Raw genomic sequence first — 20,971 nt, 5'->3', positions numbered from 1 at the left:
CCTGTGGCGTTGCAAAAGTCAGTCCCCATCTGTATTTGACGCGGTTCTCCCCCGCGTTCGAGGAATTTCATGGCCCGCGTCACCGTCGAAGACTGCATCGAGAAGGTTCCGAACCGCTTTGGTCTGGTGCTGATTGCCGGCCACCGCGCCCGCAGCATCGCCAACGGCTCCGCCCTGACGATCGACCGCGACAACGACAAGAACCCCGTCGTAGCCCTGCGCGAGATCGCCGACGACACCGTCGTTCCGGACGAACTGCTTGAGACCATCATCACCACGCTGCAACGGGTCGATGAGCGTACGGAAGCCGAGGACGAAGCGGAAACGGTCGCCCTGCTGGCCGCGCCGCAACACATGAACATGGCCGAGGCGGAACTGATCCGCGCCCTGCAAAGCGACCGCGACGGCGGTCAGGAGGAGCGGTACTGACGCCCGAGGGAGCCCCTGGCGTCACTATCCTGCCGGCGCGGACCGAAACGGTTCCGCCGGCGCCCCAAGCTGCAAACAAAAACGACCCTAAATCTGCGGCTGCAGATCCCGAGGCGCCGGTCAAGCGCGCGCCGATTCTGCGCCAGTTCGAGCTGATCGAGGCCGTAAAAGCCTATGATCCGACAGCCGACGAAGCGCTTCTGAACCGCGCCTACGTCTATGCGATGAAGATGCACGGCTCGCAGTTGCGAGCCTCGGGCGATCCTTATTTCGCCCACCCGATCCAGGTCGCGGGAATCCTGACCGACTACAAGCTCGACACCGCCACCATCGTTACGGCTCTGCTGCACGACGTGGTCGAGGACACCTCGGCGACGCGTGACGACATCGCCGGCATGTTCGGCGAGGAGGTCGCGGTTCTGGTCGAGGGTGTGACCAAGCTAAGCCGGCTGGAACTTCAGGCCGAGCACACGCGCCAGGCCGAGAATCTGCGCAAGTTCATTCTGGCCATCAGCCGGGATGTGCGGGTGCTGCTGGTCAAGCTGGCCGACCGCCTGCACAACATGCGCACGCTTCAGTATGTGAAGCCCGAGAAGCGCGAGCGGATCAGCCGCGAGACGCTGGAAGTCTATGCGCCGCTGGGCCGGTCGATCGGCATCCACTCCATCGCCTCCGAGCTGGAAGAGCTGGCCTTCACCCACCTGAACCCGACCGCCAAGACCGCCATCGAGCGGCGGCTGGAGGCGCTGAAGCTGGAACACGGGCGCGCCATCGAAGGCGTGGCAGGCGAGGTCGAGCGTGTGCTGTCCGAGGCGGGCCTGACGGCCAATGTCTATGGCCGCCAGAAGACGCCCTATTCGATCTGGCGCAAGTTGCAGCGCAAGTCGGTCGGCTTTTCGTCCCTGTCGGACATCTATGGCTTCCGCGTGATCGTCGAGGCGGAAGACGACTGCTATCGCGCGCTGGGCGTGATCCACCGCGAATGGCCGATGGTGCCCGAGCGGTTCAAGGACTTCATCTCGACGCCCAAGTCGAACAACTATCGTTCGCTGCACACGACCGTCGTCGGGCCGCGCGGTCTGCGCATCGAGATGCAGATCCGCACCGAGGATATGGACCGGATCGCCGAGGACGGCGTCGCGGCCCACTGGCGCTACAAGAACCAGTCCTATGGCTTCGACCGCGAGGCGATGGAGCAGGGTGGTGGGCGCGATCCGCTGCAAAACCTTCGCCACCTTGTTCAGGTGATCGAACACGGCGAGGGCGGCGAGGACTGGGTCGAGCACGCCAAGCTCGAAATGTATCTGGACCAGGTGTTCGTCTTCACGCCCAAGGGTCAGCTGGTGACCCTGCCGCGCGGTGGGATGCCGCTGGACTTCGCTTATGCCGTCCACACCGAGGTCGGGGACACGGCCGTCGGGGTCAAGGTCAATGGCGAACTGAAGCCGATGCGGACGCCGCTTCAGAACGGCGACGTGATCGAGATCATTCGCGGCTCCAAGCGCGAAGTGCCGGCCGACTGGCGCAGCCTGACGGTGACGGGCCGGGCGCGCTCGGCCATCCGCCGTCACATCCGCACGTCGGAGCGGGAAGAGTTCATCAAGTTGGGCCGGGTGGCGCTGGATCAGACGCTGGGTCGCGTGGAGAAATCCCTGACTGACGTGTCGTTGAAGCCGGTGCTGGAGATGTTGGCGGTCGCCAACGACGAGGATCTGTTCGAGGGATTGGGCCGGGGCCGGCTGTCGCCCACGACCGCCGCCGAAATCCTGTTCCCCGCGCTGAAGGGGCGGCTGAAGGCCGGGCCGGAGAAGCAGCGGATCGAGGGCGACAAGGCGCGGCTGTTCGTGCGTGGCGGCGGACTGACGCCCGGCGTCACGGTGCATTTCGGCCAGTGCTGCACCCCGGTGCCGGGCGATCGGATCGTTGGTATTCTGGAGCCTGAATCCGGCCTGACGGTGCATACCATCGACTGCCAGACCCTGGCTGCCTTCGCGGACGACGATTCGGTCTGGCACGACCTGCAATGGACGCCGCAGGCCGGGACGGACGCTGTCGCCGCCGCCCGCATCCGTGCGACGATCCGCAATGCGCCGGGCGTGCTGGGCCAGGTTACGACCCTGATCGGCGAGGCCGGCGGCAACATCATCAACCTGTCGATGGCGCACCGTCAGCAGGACTTCTTCGACGTGGACGTGGACGTCGAGGTCGAGGACGCCAAACACGCGACCATGATCATGGCGGCGCTGCGGGCCAATCCGTCGGTCGACTCCGTCGAACGCGCGCGGGGCGACACATCAGGGCGTCCCTAGCTAGGGACAACCCCGATTGCGCGGGACGGTGCAAAAGCGAACTTTGGGGCGGTCAACGACTGTTCGAGAGTAGCTCCGATGTCCGTCAGCGCCGTTTCATCGTCTCAAAACCAAAGTTCGCCGCCCGCCAACGACGACTATGTCGTCAAATCGGGAGATACCTTGTCCGCTATCGCCGAGCGTGCGGGCGTGTCCCTGTCGTCAGTGATCTCGGCCAATCCCCAGATCAGCAATCCGCATGTGCTGCGGATCGGTCAGGCCGTGACGATCCCGGATAAATCGGGCGCTGCGGCCCAGGCCGAGCCCAGCAGCTATGCCGTCAAGTCGGGCGACACCCTGTCCTCCATCGGCGACAAGTTCAATCTGGATTGGCGGGTGGTGGCGCAGCAGAACAACATCTCAAATCCCCACCTGATCCGTCCCGGCCAGGTTCTGAGCCTGAACGGCGGCGCGGCGACGCCTGTCGAAACGCGGCAACGTCAGACGCCGGCCGCCGTCGAAAGCGCCGCCCCGGTCGCCGCTGCAGGCTTGAACAACGGGTCCCTCTCCTTGAGCGCGCAGGATGTGGTCGATCTGAAGAAGACGCTCCAGACCGAATGGGTGCAGTCCGCCGGCGATGATCAGGCCAGGGGGATCGTCGACACCATCATGAACCGACAGGCTTCGGGGCGCTGGGGCGACACGGTCGCGGATGTCGTGAACGCCCGCAATCAGTTCTCCGACATCAACGGCCCGATTTCGCGTCGCGACGGGCGGAACTCGGTGGACGATCTGCCGGACTCGCGCATTTCGGCGCGCGTTGATCGACTGGTGGATGACTATCTGGCTCAGCGCGCCGATGGGACGCCTTCTAGTGTCGGCGACAATCTGAACTACGCCAATCCGAACTACTCGGATCGGGTCAATCTGGGTTGGATCATGGCGCTGGACGGACCCGTGCTAGGACGCGGGGATGCGATTCACCGTCATGGCACCACCCCTGATCTGGAGCGGTCTCGCCCCGGAGCCTTCGATGTGCGTCTGCCTTGATGCGGTCCGCAGCGCCCGATAGACTCCGCGTATGAGAATTCTGGATCGAACTCTGGCTGCTGTCGCCGTGCTGCTTGTTTGTGGCTGTGGCGACGGTCAGGCGAGCGTGGATCGGCCGCCGGCTCCCGCGCCCGCGCAGATGGAAGCGACGGCAGGCCAGGATACCGCCGCGCGGGACGAGGCGACGGCGCTGGCCTGGCTGCGTGAACAGGCGCAGGAGCCGGGTCTGGCCGAGCGTTACGAACAGTCGATCAAGGCGCGCATTGAACGTGTTTCGGTTTGTCAGACCGATCAATGTCGGACGGCGGCTCAGGCCGACCGGACGGCGGCCGCAACATTCGCGGCGGGACGGCCGGCGCGTGTCGAGGGCCTGCCTTTCTCAGGCGGACTGTTTGCTCGCAAGGAACCGGACTTCTCGGGGCCGGTGCGGATCGTGCCGCTGGACGGTGGCAGCGCGCTTCTGGTGATTGGGTTGTCGTTCAAGGACCGACCGTCGTGCGACTTTCAAGGCGTGATGACGCCGAGGGACGAGGGCGGCTGGCGCGTCAAACCCCTGACGCCCGAGCTTCCGGACATGGTCGTGACCGCGAACGGACCCGATGCCTTGTCGCTGGCCTATGCGGATGCCGGCCATGAGCCTTGGCAGACCGACTATTGCACGACCGGCGTCAGCATCGACGGCGACTATGTGCGTGGATAGAGGGCCGCGAACGGCCTGAATGCTTGTCCGTGAGCATCGCGCGCTTTAAGTCAGGCGGCCATGAACACCCAAGACGTCCTCAACGAGTTTCGCGACGCCGGCGCCCTGCGCGAAGGCCATTTTGTCCTGTCGTCGGGCCTGCACAGCCCGGTCTTCCTGCAGAAGAACCTGGTCTTCATGGACGGGGCGCGCTGCCAGCGGCTGTGCAAGGCGTTGGCCGACAAGATCTTCGCCACGGTCGGCCCGGTCGATGTCGCCATCTCGCCGGCCGTTGGGGGCATCATTCCCGGCTATGAGACGGCCAAACACCTGAAGGTCCGTTCGATGTATGTCGAGCGCGAGGGTGGTCAGTTCAAGCTGCGTCGCGGCTTCTCGGTCGAGCCGGGCGAAAAGGTCGTCATGGTCGAGGACATCGTCACCACCGGCCTGTCGTCGCGCGAATGCATCGCCGCCATCCAGGCCGCCGGGGGCGAGGTGATCGCCGCCGCCTGCATCGTCGATCGCTCGGGCGGCAAGGTGGATGTGGGCGTGCCGTTGATCGCCCTGGCCTCTCTGGAGGTGCCGGCCTATGCGGCCGACGCCCTGCCGCCGGAACTGGCCGCGCTTCCGGTGGAAGATCCCGGCAGCCGCAGATTGTCGAAGTAGAGCCATGCGCGAACGGGTCAGGCTGGGCGTCAACATCGACCACGTCGCCACGGTGCGGAACGCGCGCGGCGGGACGCATCCCGATCCGGCCCGTGCGGCCGAGGCGGCCCTGGCGGCCGGGGCCGACGGCATAACCGCCCACCTGCGCGAAGATCGCCGCCACATCACCGACGCGGACATCGACGTGCTGAGCGCCCTGTGTGCGCGAGCGGGCAAGCCGTTGAACTTCGAGATGGCGGTGACGGGGGAAATGCTGGCCATCGCCATGCGCCACCGGCCCCATGCGGCCTGTCTGGTGCCCGAACGGCGCGAGGAGGTCACGACCGAGGGCGGTCTGGCTGTTGCGGGTCACGAGGCGCGGATCGCCCCTGTGGTGAAGGCGCTGACGGATGCCGGCATCCGGGTCTCGCTGTTCATTGAACCATCCGAAGAGCAGGTCGAGGCCGCGGCCGCCGTAGGCGCTCAGGTGGTGGAGTTCCACACCGGTCGCTATTGCCACCTGACCGATCCTGGCGAACGTGAGGTCGAGTTCGAACGCTTGGCCGCCGCCGCCGCCCAGGCCGACATCCTGGGGATGGAGGTTCATGCGGGTCACGGGCTGGATTACGACACGGCGCCGCGCATGCTGGCGATCCCCGAGGTTCGCGAGTTGAACATCGGCCATTTCCTGATCGGCGATTCGATCTTCATCGGTCTGGACGGCGCGATCCGCCGCATGCGGGCCGCGATGGATGCGGCGAAATGATCATCGGTGTCGGCGCGGACCTGTCCGATATCCGCCGCATCCAGACTTCGCTGGATCGGTTTGGGGATCGCTTCAAGACCCGCTGCTTCACCGAACTGGAACGCACCCGCTCGGATCGCAAGCCGGACCCGGCCTGGAGCTACGCCAAGCGGTTCGCGGCCAAGGAGGCCTGCGCCAAGGCGCTCGGCACGGGCATGCGGGCCGATGTCTATTGGCGCGACATGGGGGTGGTGAACCTGCGTTCCGGTCAGCCGACTATGGCGCTGACCGGCCACGCGGCCGAGCATCTGGCGCGCCTGACGCCGGCGGGGCACGAGGCGAAAATCCACCTGACGCTGAGCGACGAACATCCCTATGCGCTCGCCTTCGTGGTGATCGAAGCCTTGCCGCAGTCGTAATCAGGTTATAGGCGTGCGCGACGACCGCGAACACGCGGCAAGGGATGCCTGATCGCATGAGCGAAGACCAAAAGCCCCACGACGCCAAGCGTGACGCCACGCCCGAGGAAGTCTTCGCGGCGTCGGAGGCCGACGCGCCGGTCGAGGCCGTCAAGTCGCCAAGTTCGAACGCGACCACGTCGAACCAGAAGGTCTATGCGCAAAAGCCCGGCGGTCGCGACAAGACGCCGTCGGCCGCCAGCGAGACCGGCGAAATCTTCAAGACCATCGTCTTCGCCCTGCTGATCGCGATGGTGCTGCGGATCTTCCTGTTCCAGCCCTTCACCATTCCGTCGGCGTCGATGGAGCCCAACCTCTACGAAGGCGACTATATCGTCGTGTCGAAGTGGTCGTACGGCTTCTCGAAACACTCGATCCCGTTCAGCCCGCCGCTGTTCGACGGTCGGATCATGGGCTCGGCGCCCAAGCGCGGCGACATCGTCGTGTTCAAACTGCCCCGTGACAACAAGACCGACTTCATCAAGCGCGTGATCGGCCTGCCCGGCGACCGCATCCAGATGATCGCCAACAAGCTGTATATCAACGACAAGCCGGTTCAGGACCTCGTGGTCAGCGAGCAGGAGATCAACGACATCTTCGGCCCGCGCCCCGTGACCCAGGTCCGTGAGACCCTGCCGGAAGGCAGAAGCTTCATGACCCAGGACTTCGGTCCAGGAAACGATCTGGACGACACCCCGGTCTATGAAGTCCCGGCCGGCCATTATTTCATGATGGGCGACAACCGCGACAACTCGATCGACAGCCGCGTCGAACAGTCCAGCGGCGTTGGCATGGTTCCGGCCGAGAACCTGGTCGGCAAGGCGCAGATCATCCTGTTCTCCTGGAAGCCCGGTTCGTCGCTGTGGAACCCCGTCAGCTGGTTCAACGTGCGGCTTGACCGGTTCTTCAACGTCTTGAATTAATGGCGAATACGCGAGCTGAATCCGTCGCGGCGCTGGAAACGCGTCTGGGACACACGTTCAAGGACAAGGCCCTGCTGGAGCGCGCCCTGACCCACGCCAGCGTGGGCGAGGGGGCGCCGGTCGGGATCCACGGTCCGCGCGACAACGAGCGGCTGGAGTTCCTGGGCGACCGGGTGCTGGGCCTGCTGGTCGCCGAGCGGTTGTCGGCCGAGTTCCCGACGGCCGACGAAGGTCAGCTATCCTCAAGCCTGCATGCCCTGGTCGACAAGACCGCCTGCGCCCGCGTCGGCGAGGCGCTGGGCGTCGGTCCGGCTCTGCGGCTGTCGCCCGGTGAGACCAAGACCGGCGGCCGTCGCAAGGCGGGCGTCATCGCCGATGCGGTCGAGGCCATACTGGCGGCGGTCTATCTGGACGGCGGTCTTGATGCGGCGCGGACCTTCTTCGACGCCGCCTGGGCCGACGAACTGTCGGCCCCGCCGTCGCGGACCGTGACCAATCCCAAGTCGGCGCTTCAGGAATGGGCGCAAGGCAAGGGCAGGCCGCTGCCGACCTATCGGGTGGCGGATCGGACGGGTTCGGATCATGCGCCCACATTCACCGTCGAAGTTTCCGTGCAGGACGTGCAGCCCTTGACCGCGCAAGGGCGTTCGCGTCAGGAGGCGGAGAAGGCGGCCGCAACGGCTCTCCTCAAACGTGAAGGCGTCATTTGACCGATTTCGAAAACCAGCGCGCGGGCTTCGCCGCCATCATTGGCGCGCCGAATGCCGGCAAGTCCACGCTGGTGAACCGGCTGACCGGATCCAAGGTCTCCATCGTCACGCAAAAGGTGCAGACCACGCGCTTTCCCGTGCGCGGCATCGCCATGGAAGGCGACGCCCAGATCGTGCTGGTGGACACGCCCGGCATCTTCACCCCGCGCCGTCGTCTGGATCGGGCCATGGTCGCTTCGGCCTGGGGCGGGGCGCAGGATGCGGACATCGTCGTCCACCTGATCGACGCCCAATCGCACATCAACTCGGAAGGCCGTGAAGGCACGGCGGCGGATCGCCGCTCGGCCGAGGACACCGAGACTATCATCGCCAATCTGCAGTCCACCGGCACCAAGGTGGTGCTGGCGCTGAACAAGATCGACGGCATGCGCCGCGACACCCTGCTGGCCCTGTCGCAGAAGATGTTCGAGAGCGGCGTGTATTCCGAGGTCTATATGATCTCGGCCGCCAACGGCGACGGCGTAGAAGACCTGAAGCAGCGCCTGGCCCTGTCCATGCCGAAGGGGCCATGGCTCTATCCCGAGGACCAGGCGGCTGATGTGCCGGTGCGGGTTCTGGCGGCGGAGATCACGCGCGAGAAGGTCTATCTGCGCGTCCACGAAGAGCTGCCCTATTCGGCGGCGGTCGAGACGACCAGTTTCGAGGAGCGCGGCGACGGCTCGGCCCGGATCGAACAGACCATCTATGTCGAGCGCGAGAGCCAGCGGCCCATCGTCCTGGGCAAGGGCGGCCAGACGCTGAAATGGATCGGCCAGAAGTCGCGTGAGGAGCTGAACGAGCTGCTCGGTCGCCAGGTCCACCTGTTCCTGACCGTCAAGGTCGATCCGAAATGGCAGGACTCGCGGGCGCTCTACGCCCAGTTCGGTCTGGATTTCGACGTCTGAGTTCCTGTGTTTGAAGTACCGCGTACCGCCGGGGGCCACCCCCGGCTCGTTCTGGGCGTTCTTGGAGCGCTGATCCTCGGCGGTGCGTTCTGGGGCGGCATCGCCACGGCCGTCGCGCCCAAAACCGACGCAGACCTGGTGACGGAGCGGGCCCATGCGCCGCCGCGTCCACCCGTGGTCGTGGTTCAGGACCTGCCGCAACTGGCGGCGCGCCTGGATCGTGAGGCGGTGGCAGGACGGTTCATGGGGGCGGTTCTGGTGGCCAGGGGCGACCGGGTCTTGTTCCGCCAGGTCTATGGCAAGGCGAACTACGAACAGGACCGGTCGCTGGCGCTGAATTCGCGCTTCCGCCTGGCCTCGATCTCGAAACAGTTCACGGCGACGGCGATCCTGAAGCTTCAGGACGAGGGCAAGCTGAACGTCTCCGAACCTGTCTGCAAATGGATTCAGCCCTGTCCGCAAGCCTGGGCGCCAATCCGCATCAGCCACCTGCTGTCGCACACCTCGGGCATTCCTGATCTGATGGCGCGGCCCGGCTGGGGCATGCGACGCACGACCCCGGCGACGCTGGAAGAACTGACGGAGGATTCGAAGCGGTTCGGCCTTCAGTTCGAACCGGGGACCGAGGTTCGATACGACAACGCAGGCTTCAATTTGGCCGCCGCCATCGTCGAAAAGGCCAGCGGCAAGCCGTATCAGACCTATATGCGCGAGACCTTCTTCAAGCCCTTGGGCATGAAGGACAGCGGGCTGGATCTGGATGGCGGCGATCACGGCGTCATCATGGGTTACGCCAACTTCCCCGGCGGGCTGGCGGCCCAGCCGAACGCCAATACCTCCATCGTTGCCGGCGCCGGCGCGGTCTATTCGACGCTGGACGACCTGCTGGTCTGGCAAAGGGCGCTTCACCGCGGCGCGCTGCTGACGCCGGCCAGCTATGAGCAGATGTTGGCCGACCATGCGCCAGCGGACATGAAACCGAACGAGCGTAGTCATCCGCGTCGGGACTGGGGTTTCGGCATCTTCGCCAATCGCCTGGGCGATCAGGTGCAGCCCAGTTTCCAGGACCGCCAGATCTATCACACCGGCAGTTGGGGCGGGTTCCGCAACCTGATGCTCTATCAGCCCGACGCCGATGTGACGGTGATCGTCCTGTCGAACAACTATCATCTGCGCGACCAGGTCTTCCTGATCAGCCAACAGGCGATGGCCGAGGCCCTGGGACGTGAGTTTCCGACGACGCTGGCGCGCTGAGGCATCCGCCTGGTTTCGCAATGGGGAGAACAGGACTAGAACAGTCGCATGATCGCCTTTTTCGCCGCCCTCGCCCTGTCCGCGTCTCCGATGCCGGCTTCGGATGACCCCGCCGTCGCCGCAGGCGTCGTTCTGGACCGGATGCATGAGGCCGCGTCGCGCGCGGATGGCCCGGCCTATTTTGAACTTTTCACGCCTGACGCCCGTTTCATCGGCACGGATGCGAGCGAGCGCTGGTCGCTGGCCGAGTTTCGCGCCTATGCGACGCCGCTTTTCTCGCGCGGCAAGGGCTGGACCTATCGGCCGCATGACCGGGTGGCGACCCTGGCGCCGGGCGACTGCCGTTGCATCGTCTGGTTCGACGAACTGCTCGACAACGACGCCTATGGGCTGACGCGGGGATCGGGCGTGCTGCGCCTGACCGACGAGGGCTGGAAGATCGAGCAATATATCCTCAGCTTCACCGTGCCGAACGACAAGGCCAAGGGCGTGGTTGGATTGATCGCCGAAGGCCCGGCGGACTGATGGACTTCCACGAAGAGGCGTTCGTCCTGTCGGCGCGCAGCCACGGCGACACCGGGTCCGTGGTCGACCTGTTGACCGAGAACCATGGCCGGCGCTCGGCTTATGTGGCGGGCGGGGCGTCGCGCAAGATGAAGCCCTTCCTGCAAACCGGGGCGCGGGTCGTGGCGGACTATCGCGCACGGACCTCGGATCATCTGGGCGCCGCGCGGCTGGAGCCGGTAGGTGAGGGGCCCAGCGCCCTGTTCGACGACGCCCTGGCGCTGACCGGGTTGGCGGCGGCGGCCGGTGTGGCGCAAGGCGCCTTGCCTGAGCGCGAACCGCATCCCGGCGTCTTTCTGGCCTTCGAGGCGCTGATGGCGGCCTTCGCCCTGCCGGATGTCTGGCCCGCCATTTTCGTGCGGTTCGAGGCGGGGCTGCTGGAAGACCTGGGGTTTGGCCTCGATCTGTCGAAATGTGCGGCGACGGGCACGGCCGATGACCTGATCTACGTCAGCCCCCGCACCGGCCGGGCGGTCAGCCGCGACGCCGGCGCGCCCTACGCCGACAAGATGCTGACCCTGCCGCCCTTCATGCTGGGCGCCCAGGCGGGGTTGATCGAGGGCGACGTGAAGGCAGGATTCGACCTGACCGGGCATTTCCTCGAACAGTTCGTGTTCCACCCGCAGAACAAGCCCCTGCCGCCCGCGCGCGTCTGGATGCTGGACAAGCTGGCCGACGCCGGACGCCTCTAGACGCCGGGTGCCTCTAGCCGAAAGTGAAGGCGAAGACCTGCACGCCGGGATCCAGGAACTCGATCTCGAACGTCCGCTCGCGCACCGCTCCAGTCTGCCGAACCAGTTGATAAAGCCGCTCGCCGTCGATGCGGCCCATGCCTTGGGCGTCGATGTCGCTGCCCGCATTCGAGCCGGCCGCGGCGCCGTCGACAAGGACGCGGAAACGCGGCTGCTCGCCGGCCTTGCTTGGGCCCATCACCAGGTGCAGGTCGCGCGCCTTGAAGCGGAAGGCCACACGCCCTCCGGCAGTCTGAAGGTCGGCGTGTTCGCGGGTGACCCTCCAGCGGCCGGACAGGGTCCAGCCGTTCAATTGCAGCGGCGCGGCGACGTAGTCCTTGATGACATCATTGGCCAGGCCGCCGGGAGACCGGAAGTTCTCGGCGCGGGCATAGCCGACATAGGTTTCCGGCGATTCGACCTGGGCCATGTCGGCGGCGGCCTCCGCACCCTGGGCCTGGATGCTGACGACATTGCTGGCGACGTTGGCCGCGCCGGCTTCTTTCAAGAGCTGCTGGATGACGCGTTCGGAGCCGTCGTAGTCGCCTTCGCCGAAGTGGTGGTGACGAATCTGGCCCTTGGCGTCGATGAAGTAGTGAGCGGGCCAGTACTGGTTCTTGAACGCACGCCAGATGGCGAACTCGTTGTCCATGGCGACCGGATAGGTGATGCCCAGCCGCTGAATGTTCTGGCGGACGTTGGCCTCGGATTTTTCGAAAGCGAACTCTGGCGTGTGGACGCCGATCACCACCAGACCCTGATCCTTGTACTTCTCGGCCCAGGCGCGGACGTAGGGGATGGAGCGGATGCAGTTGATGCAGGAGTAGGTCCAGAAATCGACCACCACCACCTTGCCGCGCAGCTGCTCCGTCGTCAGGGGCGGCGTGTTGATCCAGGTCGTCGCGCCGGTCAGCGGGGGCATTGTGCCCTCGACCGGCAGGTTGGCCAGGTCGGTGGGGGCTTCGTTCGTCGGCATGTCGCGACCGATGCTGCCCAGCAGCGCCTGTTCGATCCGGCCCGTGCTGGCGGCCGAGATGCGGGTCAGCAGTCCTGTATCCGCGCCCAGGCCGATCACGACCACGCCGATCAGCACCAGCACGCCCAGCCCGCGCCGCACCCATTCGCCGACGCCCAGCGCGCCCTTCATGGCCTTGAACACCCGCCCGCCGACCAGCAGAGCCAGGCCCAGGGAGGTCGCCGCCCCCGCCGCATAGGCCAGCAGCAGCACCGTCGTGCCGACGCCCGCGCCCTGAAGCGCCGCACCCGTAAGGATCACACCCAGGATCGGCCCGGCGCACGGCGCCCACAGCAGACCTGTCGCGACGCCGAGCAGCAGAGAGGCCCGCACCTCGCCCTGATCCCCACTGTGACGTTCAGCACGATCCGTCAGCCAGGAACCGGCGGCGACGAACGGCCGCATCAGGCGGTCGCCCAGGGCGGGGAACAGCAAGCTCAGACCCAAGACGGCCATGACCGCCAGGGCGACCCAGCGCCCGACCTCATTGGCGCGGACCGCCCAGCCTCCGCCCAGCGCCGCCAGGGTCGCGACGCCCGCGAAGGTGACTGCCATCCCAACCAGCAGCGGAAGCCCATTGCGCAGGAAGGGGCGACCGGCGCGGGCGAAGACGAACGGAAGGACGGGCAGAATGCAGGGGCTGACGATGGTCAGAACGCCGGCGAGATAGGACAGCAGGAACAGGATCATGGCGCGGCCTGACGTAGGGGTTCGCTATTGGCTACGTTCGGGCCTGCCGTCCGGTTGGCTTCAGCGTGCATAAAGCTCTGCTGGGCCTGCTGAAGTTCGTCGGCCAGAAGACCGACCAGCGCGCCCGCAGGCATGGCGCGAGCCAGCGGCGCGCCCTGTCCGGCCCACTGCGCGGCATAGCCGTCTTCGCCTGCCGCCTTCGCTGCGGCGTTCAGCGCCTTGCCAATGTCATAGGCGCGGGGATAGGCGGCGACCCGGTCGGGATCGGCTGAGCGCATGAAATCGTTCTCCAGACCGCGCGCCGGTCGTCCCGATATGACCGCCGAGACCCGCGTCCGGTATGCGTCAGGGCCCGCCATGGCTTCGCGATAGGCCTCGTCAGCCGCCGATTCCGGGCAGGGCACGAAGGCGGTGCCCAGTTGCGCGCCTGCCGCCCCCAGCATCATGGCCGCCGCCACGCCTTGTCCGTCCATGATGCCGCCGGCTGCGATCACCGGAATGGTCAACTGGCGGACCAGCATCCGCGTCAAAGGCAGGGTTGAGAGCCGCAGGTCGTCGGCGGGATCGAACACGCCCCGATGGCCGCCGGCCTCCCAGCCCTGGGCGACGACCATGTCGATCCCCGCCGCCTGGACCGCCTGACCCTCGGCGGGTGAGGTCGCGGTCGCCAGGAGGACAATGCCGGCGGCCTTCAGGGCGGCGATCTGGCTCGGCGTCGGCAGGCCGAAATGAAAGCTGACGACGGCAGGTCGTTCCTCCAACAGCACCTGCAGCTTCGCTTCGTCCGTCAGAAAACTGGCGTAGATGTCGCGCAGCAGCTCAGGCGGTCGGGCGTCGAACCGCTCGAACAAGGGCCGCAGGCTGTCGATCCAGCTTTGATCCCCGTCGGGGTCCGGCGCGGCGGTCGCATGACAGAAAACGTTGACGTTGAACGGCCGGTCGGTCAGGGCGCGGGTCGCCTGGATCTGGCGTCGGGCTTCTTCGGCGTCCGCGGCGCCGATCGCGATGGAGCCGAGCGCTCCGACGTTGGACACGGCTGCGGCGAGGGCAGGCGTCGAGGTTCCCGCCATCGGCGCCTGAATGATCGGATGTCGGAGGCGGAAGGTTTGCGTCAGGCCAGTGTTCACGGTGCGCTCCTTGCTGATGTCCACTTAGGCGCCGCCGACACGATCCAAAAGAGCGTCCATGCGTTCGCCGCGCTAACTATCCCCGACTTAGACGCCGCTTCGGGCTAGACTTCCGGCTTCCCATCCCCGATTCGCTGACCCATGACGATCCATGCCCCACCGCCGGAAGGCGGTCGTATCATCGACGAGCCGATGGAGACGGCGCTCAGCCGTCGCTATCTGGCCTACGCCCTGTCGACCATCACCAACCGCGCCTTGCCGGACGTGCGCGACGGGTTCAAGCCCGTGCACCGGCGCATCCTGTACGCCATGCACCAGATGCGGCTGAACCCGCAGGCGGCGGCGCGCAAATGCGCCAAGGTCGTCGGCGAGGTCATGGGTGGATACCACCCGCACGGCGACGCCTCGATATATGAGGCACTGGTGCGCCTGGCCCAGGATTTCGCCCAGCGCTATCCGTTGGTTGACGGACAGGGGAACTTCGGCAATATCGACGGCGATAGCGCCGCAGCCATGCGCTACACCGAGTGCAAGCTGACCCCGGCGGCCGTGCTGCTGCTGGACGGCATCGATCAGGATTCGGTCGATTTCCGCCCCACCTATGACGATCAGGACGAGGAGCCGATCGTCCTGCCGGCCGGCTTCCCCAATCTGCTGGCCAACGGATCGTCCGGCATCGCCGTGGGCATGGCGACCTCGATCCCGCCGCACAATGTCGGCGAACTGATCGACGCCTGCCAGATGCTGCTGGAACGGCCCGAAACCACAACCGCCGAACTGGTGCAACTGGTGCCGGGCCCTGACTTCCCCACCGGCGGTGTTGCCGTGGAAGGCCATGCCTCGATCCTTGACGCCTATGAGACGGGCCGGGGCGGGGTGCGGCTGCGGGCGCGGTGGGAGACCGAGGACCTGGGCCGCGGCGTGTGGCGGATCATCGTCACCGAGATGCCGTATCAGGTGCAGAAGTCGCGCCTGATCGAGGCGCTGGCGGACCTGATCGAGCATAAGAAAGCGCCGCTGCTGGGCGACGTGCGCGACGAGTCGGCCGAAGACATCCGCCTGATCCTGGAGCCCAAGAACCGCACCATCGAGCCTGAAATGCTGATGGAAAGTCTGTTCAAACTGTCCGATCTGGAAGTCCGCTTCCCGATCAACATGAACGTGCTGGACGCGACCGGCACGCCGCGCGTCATGGGGCTGAAGGAGTGTCTGCGCGCCTTCCTGGATCACCGTCGCGTGGTGCTGAACCGGCGTTCGCAATGGCGGATCGAGCGGGTCGAGAAGCGGCTTCACCTGCTGGAAGGTCTGCGCATCGTCTTCCTCAACCTGGACGAGGTGATCCGTATCGTCCGCGAGGAGGAGCAGCCCAAGGCGGTCCTGATCGCTCACTTCGGTCTGACGGAAGCCCAGTCCGACTATATTCTCGACACCCGACTGCGTCAGTTGGCGCGGATCGAGGAAATGGCGATCGAGAAGGAATATAATGCACTGGCCGAAGAACTTGCGCATCTGCAAGCGCTGACGTCGTCGGAAGGCAAGCAGTGGAAGGCCGTGTCCAAGGAGCTGGAGGTGGTGCGCAAGGCGCTGATCTCGCCGCGTCGGACCACCATCGCCGACGCCGTCGACAGCTCGGCCTTCGTCGCGCCCGAGGCCTTCATTCCGCGCGAAGCGATCACCGTCATCCTGTCGGAACGCGGCTGGATCCGCGCCGCCAAGGGCAAGGTCGAGGATCCGTCGGAGCTGAAGTTCAAGGAAGGCGACCAGCTGGCCTACCTCGTGCCGGCCTATACGACCGACAAGCTGCTGGTGGCGGCGTCGGACGGGCGCATCTTCACCATCGGGGCCGACAAGCTGGCGTCGGGTCGAGGGCATGGCGAGCCGCTGCGTCTGATGATCGACCTGGACGAGAAGGCCGAGATCATCAATGTCCTGGCGCATCAGCCAGGCGGGAAACTGCTGATCGCGTCGAAGGCGGGTTACGGCTTCATCGCGCCGGAAGACGACACCCTGGCCCAGAAGCGGGGCGGCAAACAGGTGCTGAACGGCGACATGCTGGCCGTGCTGCGCGTTACCGGAGATCACGTTGCGACCATCGGCGAGAACATCAAGGCGCTGATCTTCCCGCTGGCAGAACTGCCCGAGATGGGTCGCGGCAAGGGCGTGCGTTTGCAGAACTTCAAACAGGGCGGCCTGGCCGACGTGACCGTGTTCAACGCCGAACAGGGGCCGGAATGGGCCGATGGCGGCGGACGACGTCGCAACTGGCCAGACTGGAAGGATTGGCTGGGCAAACGCGCCGGCGCCGGCCGCCAGGGACCGCGCGGGTTGAGGAAGTTCAGGTAGGCGGCCAGAAGGCCGCCTTGTCTTCCCGCCGCGCCCAGCCCAGCTTGCCGAGCACTTCCATCGGACGGAAGTCGGCCTTGTAGTCCATCTTGGCCGAGCCCTGGACCCAATAGCCCAGATAGACGAAGGGCAGACCCACCAGCGCGGCCTGGCGCACGTGGTCCAGAATGGCGAAACGGCCCAGGCTGCGGCGCTCCATCGTCGGGTCGTAGAAGCTGTAGACCATCGACAAGCCGTCCTTCAGCAGGTCGGTTAGGGTGACGGCGACCAGATCGCCGGGGCCGCCGTCGGTCGAGGGCAGGCGATATTCGATCAGATGGGTGCGGACGGCCGTGTCTTCGACCATGGCGACGTAGTCGAGCCAGCCCATGTCGCTCATGCCGCCGGTCGGGTGGCGGGTTGTCAGATAGCGGCGCAGAAGCTGGAACTGTTCTGTCGTGGCCTCGGCCTCGACCAGGCTGCGCGACAGGTCCTCGTTGCGGGCCAGCACTTTGCGCTGCGAGCGGCTGAAGGCGAACTCCGGCACGGGCAGGCGCACGGATACGCAGGCGTCGCAGGCCTCGCAGGCCGGGCGATAGGCGATGTTCTGGCTGCGGCGGAAGCCGGCGATGGTCAGTTCGTCGTTGACGTGGGCGCCGTCGGAGAAGGGCAGATTGGCGAAGACCTTTCGCTCGGTCTTGCCCGGCAGATAGGGGCAGGGCGCGACCGAGGTCATGAAGAACCGGAGCTGGCGGGTCGGTACGTGCTGGGTCACGGCCTCAGGTCCGCATCCGATCTTGCCAATATTGCGACAGGTGAACGCCCATCGCGCGATTTGGCGTCATTCGTGGCCGGGCTGCAAGCGTGTTCGCGTCGCAGCCGAGCGGGGTCACAGGGAGGTGTCCATCGGCAGGACGGGCGCCTCACGCAGCAGGACGATGGCGATACGGCGGTTGCCGGCCAAAGTGGGATCATCGGGATAGAGGGGATCGGACCCCGCCTTGCCCGCCACCGAATAGACCCGGTCAGGATCGACGCCTGCACCCTGAAGCACCAGGCGCGAGCCGTTGGCGCGTTCGGACGACAGGGTCCAGTCGGCCGGGGCGCTGGCGCGGCTGGAGCCGGGCGTGGCGCTGGTGTGGCCGGTGATGGAGATCCGGTTCGGCAGCTGGTTGATGACCTTGGAGATGGCGCGCAGCAGCACCTGGGCGCGCGCGTTCGGCCGTGACGAATTGTTGTCGAACATCGACCGGCCTTCCTGATCGACCAGTTGGATGCGCAGCCCCTCGGGCGTCTGATCGACGATCAGCTGTTTCGACAGCTCGGCCAGTTCCGGCATCGACTGCATGGCCTGACGCAAGGATTCGGCGGCGCTGGCGAACTCGGCGGCTTCGCGTTTTTGGATTTCGGCCTGAAGGGCGGCGTCGCTCGCGGACGACAGGTTCGAACTGGGGCCGGTCTGGTCCGTCGCCGGCGCCTCGGGCGCGAGTTCTTCCAACACCGATTGCGAGCCCGAACTCTTGGGACCGTCGTCGCCCAGAGAGGTGCCGCCCAGGATGCCGCCAGAACCCGATGTCGTCTCGGACACGCTGGCGGGTGCGAAATATTCGGCGATGCCGCGCTTCTGCTCGGGGTCGGTCGTGTTGATCAGCCACATCAGCAGGAAGAAGGCCATCATGGCGGTCACGAAGTCCGCATAGGCCACCTTCCACGCGCCGCCGTGGTGGCCTCCGCCGGAGACCTTCTTGACCTTCTTGATGAGGATCGGACGATCGCTCACGGACATGGACACGTATCCCGAGGAGTGGTGTCCTATCATGCCCTTGCCAAGGTTAACCGGGCGTTGACCTTGAACGCCGGCGCGACCCGGCCTAGTCCGACGGTGAGATCAAGGAGCCTGTCATGAAGATCGCATTCGCCGGCCTGGGCGTCATGGGGGCCCCGATGGCGCGTCATCTGGTCGAGGCGGGCCACGACGTGACCGGCTTCAATCGCACGACAACGAAGGCCGAGGCCTGGGCGGCAGCTACCGGCGGCAAAGCGGCGGCGACCGTTGCGGAGGCGGCGCAGGGCGTCGAACTGTTCATCCTGTGCGTCGGCAATGACGACGACGTGCGCGCCGTGGTGACAGATGCCTTGCCGCATCTGGCGCAAGGCGCGGTGATCGTCGATCACACCACGACCTCGGCCAAGGTGGCGCGCGAAATGGCGGAACTGGCGCAAGGGCAGGGGCGACATTTCGTCGATGCGCCGGTGTCGGGCGGTCAGGCCGGGGCTGAGAACGGCCAGCTCAGCGTCATGGCCGGCGGCGATGCGGAGGCGCTGGCGACGGCGGAACCGGCGTTGAAGGCCTATTCCAAGGCGATCAAACATATGGGGCCGGCCGGATCGGGCCAACTGACCAAGATGGTCAATCAGATCGCCATAGCCGGCGTGGTGCAGGGGCTGGCCGAGGCCGTGCATTTCGCCCAGGTCGCCGGCCTGGATACCGACGCCGCCTATGAGGCCGTGTCGAAAGGCGCAGCGCAAAGCTGGCAGATGGACAATCGCTGGAAGACGGCGGCCAAGGGCGAGTTCGAATTCGGCTTCGCCGTCGACTGGATGCGCAAGGACCTGGGCCTGGTGCTGGACGAGGCGCGGTCAAATGGCGCGCGCCTCAGCCTGACGGCCCTGGTCGATCAGTTCTACGCCGAGGTTCAGGCCTTGGGCGGCAACCGTTGGGATACGTCCAGTCTGGCGGCGCGGCTGCAATCGCGAGACTGACGCCTAAATTTTTCGGTGCATGATGTGCAGGCCAACCAGGCCGTGCGCCGGGTGATCGAAGGCCTCGGGCACCGTGCCGACGATCTCGAAGCCCAACTTCTTCCACAGGCCGACGGCGACGGTGTTGGTCTCCACGACCGCATTGAACTGCATCGACGTGAAACCGGCGTCGCGGGCGAAGGTCAGCGCGGCCTCGCCCAGGCTGCGGGCCACGCCTCGACCGCGTGCGCTAGCGGCGACCATGAAGCTGCCGTTGGCGACGTGGGCGCCGTTTCCCTGCTGATTCGCGATGATCTTGGCGGCGCCCAGCACCTGGCCGTCCTCGACCGCGACCAGGGTTCCGCCGGGCGCGGAGGGCGTCCACATCGTGCGGGCCTGCGCCTCGGTCATGTCCAGGGGGTAGGTATAGGTTTCGCCCGCGCGCGTGACGGTCTCGATGATCGGCCACAGGCTGGGCCAGTCGGCGTCGGTGATCGGCCGAATCTCGACGGTCATCGGCCCAGCAGCCGCGCAGCCTGGGGCGCGAAATAGGTCAGCACGCCCGCGCAGCCCGCGCGCTTGAACCCGTGCAGGGTCTCAAGGATCGCGCGGTCCTGATCCATCCAGCCATTGGCGATGGAGGCCTGCATCATCGAATATTCGCCCGACACCTGATAGGCGAAGGTCGGCACCTTGAAGGTCTCGGACACGCGGCGAACGATATCCAGATAGGGCATGCCCGGCTTGACCATCACTGCATCGGCGCCTTCCGACAGGTCCATGGCAACCTCCTTCAGGGCCTCGTCCGAGTTGGCGTAGTCCATCTGATAGGTTTTCTTGTCGCCCTTCAGCATCGTCGAGGAACCGACGGCGTCGCGATATGGGCCGTAGAAGGCCGAGGCGAACTTGGCCGCATAGGACAGGATCAGGGTGTCGGAAAAGCCGTTGGCCTCCAGCGCCTCGCGCACCGCCTGGATGCGGCCGTCCATCATGTCGGATGGGGCGACCACGTCGGCGCCCGCGTGGGCGTGGATGAAGGCTTGTTCGGCCAGCCGGTCCAGCGAGGCGTCGTTGGCGATCCGGTCGCCCTCCATCACCCCGTCGTGGCCGTGGTCGGTGTAGCAGTCCAGCGCCACGTCGGTCATGACGCCGATCTCGGGCGCCGCGTCCTTGATGGCCTTGATGCAGTCAGGGATCAGCCCGTCGGGATCGGTCGCGCCCGTGCCGACCTCATCCTTGATCGCGCCGTCCACGTTCGGAAACAGGGCCACCATTGGAATGCCCAGGTCGCGCGCCTCGACGGCGGCCTTGGCGGCTGCCTTGGGCGACAGGCGGAAGACGCCGGGCATGGAGGCCACGGGCACGCGATCCTCGGCGCCGTCGTGGACGATCAGAGGCCAGATCAGATCGGCCGGCGTCAGCGTCGTTTCCGCCACCAGCCGCCGCACCCACGGGCTGGACCGCAGGCGACGCGGACGGGCGAGCGGGAAGGGGGCGGGCTGATAGGGAAGCATGACGAAACCTTCGAAACTTGGCGTCGGACTAGCGCCGCAGAGACCGGGGCGCAAATCGCGTGATGCGTCGGATCGTTTCGCGCGTGATGACGGCTTGCGCAGATCGGCGAAATGCGAGCCTATCGCGGAAAATCCTGGGAG

At 66.2% G+C, this 20,971-nt stretch carries 21 protein-coding genes; 15 read left to right on the top strand and 6 right to left on the bottom strand.

Going from position 1 to position 20,971, the window contains the following annotated elements; translation table 11 throughout:
* The first annotated feature begins 69 nt into the window (after positions 1-69).
* The 13 genes from rpoZ (at position 70) to recO (ending at position 11,381) form a co-directional block, all read left to right on the top strand.
* Positions 70-429: a DNA-directed RNA polymerase subunit omega gene (gene rpoZ, locus ACQY72_RS02140; protein WP_135196016.1), complete on the top strand. Its 360-nt coding sequence runs from the start codon at positions 70-72 to the stop codon at positions 427-429.
* Between the two features lie 224 nt (positions 430-653).
* On the top strand, positions 654-2,738 hold the full coding sequence (locus ACQY72_RS02135) for a RelA/SpoT family protein (protein ID WP_428155401.1): 2,085 nt from the start codon (positions 654-656) through the stop codon (positions 2,736-2,738).
* 162 nt (positions 2,739-2,900) lie between these two features.
* Positions 2,901-3,767 carry a LysM peptidoglycan-binding domain-containing protein gene (locus ACQY72_RS02130; protein WP_428155400.1) on the top strand — a complete coding sequence of 289 codons (867 nt, stop codon included), beginning with the start codon at positions 2,901-2,903 and terminating at the stop codon, positions 3,765-3,767.
* A 31-nt stretch (positions 3,768-3,798) separates the two neighbouring features.
* Positions 3,799-4,467 carry a hypothetical protein gene (locus ACQY72_RS02125; RefSeq protein ID WP_428155398.1) on the top strand — a complete coding sequence of 223 codons (669 nt, stop codon included), beginning with the start codon at positions 3,799-3,801 and terminating at the stop codon, positions 4,465-4,467.
* A 60-nt stretch (positions 4,468-4,527) separates the two neighbouring features.
* Entirely contained in the window at positions 4,528-5,112 is a 585-nt protein-coding gene (pyrE, locus tag ACQY72_RS02120; protein WP_428155396.1) for an orotate phosphoribosyltransferase, read from the top strand.
* Between the two features lie 4 nt (positions 5,113-5,116).
* Positions 5,117-5,857, top strand: coding sequence for a pyridoxine 5'-phosphate synthase (locus ACQY72_RS02115; RefSeq protein WP_428155394.1), 741 nt, complete (start codon positions 5,117-5,119; stop codon positions 5,855-5,857).
* Positions 5,854-6,255, top strand: a complete 402-nt coding sequence (gene acpS / locus ACQY72_RS02110) for a holo-ACP synthase (RefSeq protein ID WP_135196011.1) — start codon at positions 5,854-5,856, stop codon at positions 6,253-6,255. Before ACQY72_RS02115 ends, acpS begins: the two co-directional genes overlap by 4 nt.
* 56 nt (positions 6,256-6,311) lie before the next feature.
* Positions 6,312-7,217, top strand: a complete 906-nt coding sequence (gene lepB, locus ACQY72_RS02105; protein WP_428155392.1) for a signal peptidase I — start codon at positions 6,312-6,314, stop codon at positions 7,215-7,217.
* Complete coding sequence (gene rnc, locus ACQY72_RS02100; RefSeq protein WP_426023138.1) at positions 7,217-7,927, top strand: ribonuclease III; 711 nt, start codon at positions 7,217-7,219, stop codon at positions 7,925-7,927. The genes lepB and rnc overlap by 1 nt, the downstream gene beginning before the upstream one ends.
* A complete protein-coding gene (era, locus tag ACQY72_RS02095; protein ID WP_428155390.1) occupies positions 7,924-8,871 on the top strand; it encodes a GTPase Era in 948 nt (315 codons plus the stop codon). Before rnc ends, era begins: the two co-directional genes overlap by 4 nt.
* Positions 8,872-8,877: 6 nt before the next feature.
* Positions 8,878-10,125, top strand: a complete 1,248-nt coding sequence (locus ACQY72_RS02090; protein WP_428155389.1) for a serine hydrolase domain-containing protein — start codon at positions 8,878-8,880, stop codon at positions 10,123-10,125.
* A 48-nt stretch (positions 10,126-10,173) separates the two neighbouring features.
* The gene (locus ACQY72_RS02085) at positions 10,174-10,650 is read left to right on the top strand and encodes a nuclear transport factor 2 family protein (protein WP_428155387.1); all 477 of its coding nucleotides are present in this window, start codon (positions 10,174-10,176) and stop codon (positions 10,648-10,650) included.
* Positions 10,650-11,381: a DNA repair protein RecO gene (recO, locus tag ACQY72_RS02080; RefSeq protein WP_428155386.1), complete on the top strand. Its 732-nt coding sequence runs from the start codon at positions 10,650-10,652 to the stop codon at positions 11,379-11,381. The genes ACQY72_RS02085 and recO overlap by 1 nt, the downstream gene beginning before the upstream one ends.
* A 13-nt stretch (positions 11,382-11,394) precedes the next feature.
* On the opposite strand, the gene ACQY72_RS02075 is transcribed toward recO, so the two are convergent.
* Complete coding sequence (locus ACQY72_RS02075; protein ID WP_428155384.1) at positions 11,395-13,125, bottom strand: cytochrome c biogenesis protein DipZ; 1,731 nt, start codon at positions 13,123-13,125, stop codon at positions 11,395-11,397.
* The gene (locus tag ACQY72_RS02070; protein WP_428155383.1) at positions 13,122-14,252 is read right to left on the bottom strand and encodes an NAD(P)H-dependent flavin oxidoreductase; all 1,131 of its coding nucleotides are present in this window, start codon (positions 14,250-14,252) and stop codon (positions 13,122-13,124) included. Before ACQY72_RS02070 ends, ACQY72_RS02075 begins: the two co-directional genes overlap by 4 nt.
* A gap of 141 nt (positions 14,253-14,393) precedes the next feature.
* On the opposite strand from ACQY72_RS02070, the gene parC reads away from it, so the two are divergent.
* Positions 14,394-16,595, top strand: a complete 2,202-nt coding sequence (gene parC, locus ACQY72_RS02065; protein WP_428155381.1) for a DNA topoisomerase IV subunit A — start codon at positions 14,394-14,396, stop codon at positions 16,593-16,595.
* Here parC and ACQY72_RS02060 read toward each other — a convergent pair.
* Positions 16,588-17,349: an arginyltransferase gene (locus ACQY72_RS02060; RefSeq protein WP_428155380.1), complete on the bottom strand. Its 762-nt coding sequence runs from the start codon at positions 17,347-17,349 to the stop codon at positions 16,588-16,590. The genes parC and ACQY72_RS02060 overlap by 8 nt on opposite strands.
* A 114-nt stretch (positions 17,350-17,463) precedes the next feature.
* Positions 17,464-18,360 carry a flagellar motor protein MotB gene (locus ACQY72_RS02055; protein ID WP_428155378.1) on the bottom strand — a complete coding sequence of 299 codons (897 nt, stop codon included), beginning with the start codon at positions 18,358-18,360 and terminating at the stop codon, positions 17,464-17,466.
* 116 nt (positions 18,361-18,476) lie between these two features.
* Here ACQY72_RS02055 and ACQY72_RS02050 point away from each other — a divergent pair, with 116 nt between their 5' ends.
* Positions 18,477-19,337: an NAD(P)-dependent oxidoreductase gene (locus ACQY72_RS02050; RefSeq protein ID WP_428155376.1), complete on the top strand. Its 861-nt coding sequence runs from the start codon at positions 18,477-18,479 to the stop codon at positions 19,335-19,337.
* Between the two features lie 3 nt (positions 19,338-19,340).
* On the opposite strand, the gene ACQY72_RS02045 is transcribed toward ACQY72_RS02050, so the two are convergent.
* Together ACQY72_RS02045 and hemB are read right to left on the bottom strand one after the other, a co-directional pair.
* Entirely contained in the window at positions 19,341-19,832 is a 492-nt protein-coding gene (locus ACQY72_RS02045) for an N-acetyltransferase family protein (protein ID WP_428155374.1), read from the bottom strand.
* Positions 19,829-20,830, bottom strand: a complete 1,002-nt coding sequence (hemB, locus tag ACQY72_RS02040) for a porphobilinogen synthase (RefSeq protein WP_428155372.1) — start codon at positions 20,828-20,830, stop codon at positions 19,829-19,831. Before hemB ends, ACQY72_RS02045 begins: the two co-directional genes overlap by 4 nt.
* Positions 20,831-20,971: the final 141 nt, after the last annotated feature.

Source organism: Brevundimonas sp. (assembly GCF_965279155.1).
Lineage (GTDB): Bacteria > Pseudomonadota > Alphaproteobacteria > Caulobacterales > Caulobacteraceae > Brevundimonas.
Note: the sequence above shows the minus strand (reverse complement) of the source record. Positions and strands in the feature narration are given on the sequence as shown.